Consider the following 2,267-nt stretch of genomic DNA (forward strand, 5'->3'; position numbering starts at 1 on the left):
GTGTAACGGCTTTGAGCCCAACCAGCGGCCCTGCCAGCGGAGGCACTAGCGTGACCATTACCGGCACCAACTTCAGCGGGACTACCGCGGTGACCTTTGGTGCTACGGCTGCTACAGGCTTCACCGTTAACTCGGCAACACAGATCACGGCGACCGCACCGGCAGGAACAGGCACCGTTGATGTCCGCATCACTACAACAGGGGGCACCAGTGCGACCAGTGCCAGCGACCAGTTTACCTATATCGCCGCACCAACGGTTACGGCTTTGAGCCCAACCAGCGGCCCGACCGGTGGAGGCACTAGTGTGACCATTACCGGCACCAACTTCAGCGGGACTACCGCGGTGACCTTTGGCGCTACGGCTGCTACAGGCTTTACCGTTAACTCGGCAACACAGATCACGGCGACCGCACCGGCAGGAACAGGCACCGTTGATGTCCGCATCACTACAACAGGGGGCACCAGTGCCACCAGTGTCAGCGACCAGTTTACCTATATCGCAAGACCTACGGTTACGGCAGCTAAAATCAGCATTAGTGGATCGAGTGGTACAGGCGGCGCATTTAAAATAGGAGATGTCGTAACTGCAACCTGGGACAATACGGCCAGCGGTGATAATAATTCGGGTATCACAGCAGTAACAGTTGACTTTAGCCAGTTCGGCGGCGGTGCTGCAGTTTCGGCTGTCAACAATAACGGCACCTGGACAGCAACCTATACGATTGCTGCTGGTACTATCGATGCTATAAACAGAAATGTTTCGATAACCGCTACAAATTCAGTCGGGCCTACAACTACGGCCGATGATACTAATGCTACTGTGGATAATCTTACCCCGACGGTTGTGATCAGCAGCAGTGCAGGTGCTACTGGCGGATCTACAAGTACTTCACCAATTCCATTTACGGTTACGTTCTCAGAATCGGTAACGGGTTTTGTGGCAGGAGATATTACACCTGGCAATGCCACTATTAGTGGATTTTCGGGCAATGGAACGACTTATACTTTTAATGCCACGCCAACTGCCAATGGTGCTGTAACGATCAATATTGCAGCTAATGTGGCACAGGATGCAGTTGGCAACGGTAATACGGCTGCCAGTCAATATTCAATTACTTATACTCAACCCTCTGTAATTACTGCTTCAGCCAGTACTTTTCCATCTGCTTTAAGCACAACTTACGGAACCGCATCGGCATCAACCAGTGTCTCGGTATCGGGTACGGGTTTATCAGCAGGTATTACAGCTACCCCATCTTCTACCAGTAATTTTGAGGTAAGTGCTGATAATGTGAGCTACAGTTCTTCTGTTACTATCGGAAGTTCTGGAACTGTATCCGGAACGGTATATGTGAGATTAAAAGCAAATGCGCCAGCGGGTACGAATATTACCGGGAATGTAACGTTAACAAGCACTAATGCCAACAGTACAACGGTGAGTATACCGTCAAGTACAGTTGCTAAAGCAACCCTAATTTATACAGCAAATACTTCATCTAAAGTTTATGGTGACGCTGTTCCAACTTTATCAGGAACAGTTACTGGATTTGTAAATTCGGAAACCATCTCAACAGCAACCGGCACACTTAGCTGGTCGACGCCTGCATCTACAAATTCTCCTGCTGGTTCGTATGGAATTACCGGAACAGGATTAAGTGCTAATAATTATGATTTTGTACAAGCTTCATCGAATGCGACAGCTTTAACCGTAACCACAAAAACCATCACTGTAACTGCAGCAGCGAAAAGCAAAATTTACGGTGATGCTGATCCGGCATTGACGTATACCTTTGCCCCGGTATTGGTGGGGACAGATACTTTCACGGGAAGTCTGACCAGGGCACCTGGCGAAAACGTGGGTACTTATGCCATCAACCAGGGTACATTGGCCTTGAACAGCAATTACACTTTAACTTATGTTGGTGCTGATTTAACGATCGGTGCAAAAACGGTTACGGTAACTGCAGCAGCGAAAAGCAAAACCTATGGTGATGCTGATCCGGCATTGACCTATACCTTTGCTCCGGTATTGGTGGGTACAGATACTTTCACGGGAAGTCTGACCAGGGCACCTGGCGAAAACGTGGGTACATATGCAATCAATCAGGGTACATTAGCTTTGAACAGCAATTACACTTTAACTTATGTTGGTGCTGATTTAACGATCGGTGCAAAAACGGTTACGGTAACTGCAGCAGCGAAAAGCAAAACCTATGGTGATGCCGATCCGGCATTGACCTATACCTTTGCCCCGGTATTGGTGGGT

The 2,267-nt window shown here is 48.8% G+C and carries 1 protein-coding gene; it reads left to right on the plus strand.

What is annotated here, in order from left to right:
* Positions 1-2,267, plus strand: a 2,267-nt coding sequence (locus tag OQX63_RS23190; RefSeq protein WP_265853164.1) for a beta strand repeat-containing protein, incomplete at both ends; no start/stop codon positions are given.

The organism is Pedobacter sp. PF22-3 (assembly GCF_026239555.1).
Taxonomy (GTDB): domain Bacteria; phylum Bacteroidota; class Bacteroidia; order Sphingobacteriales; family Sphingobacteriaceae; genus Pedobacter.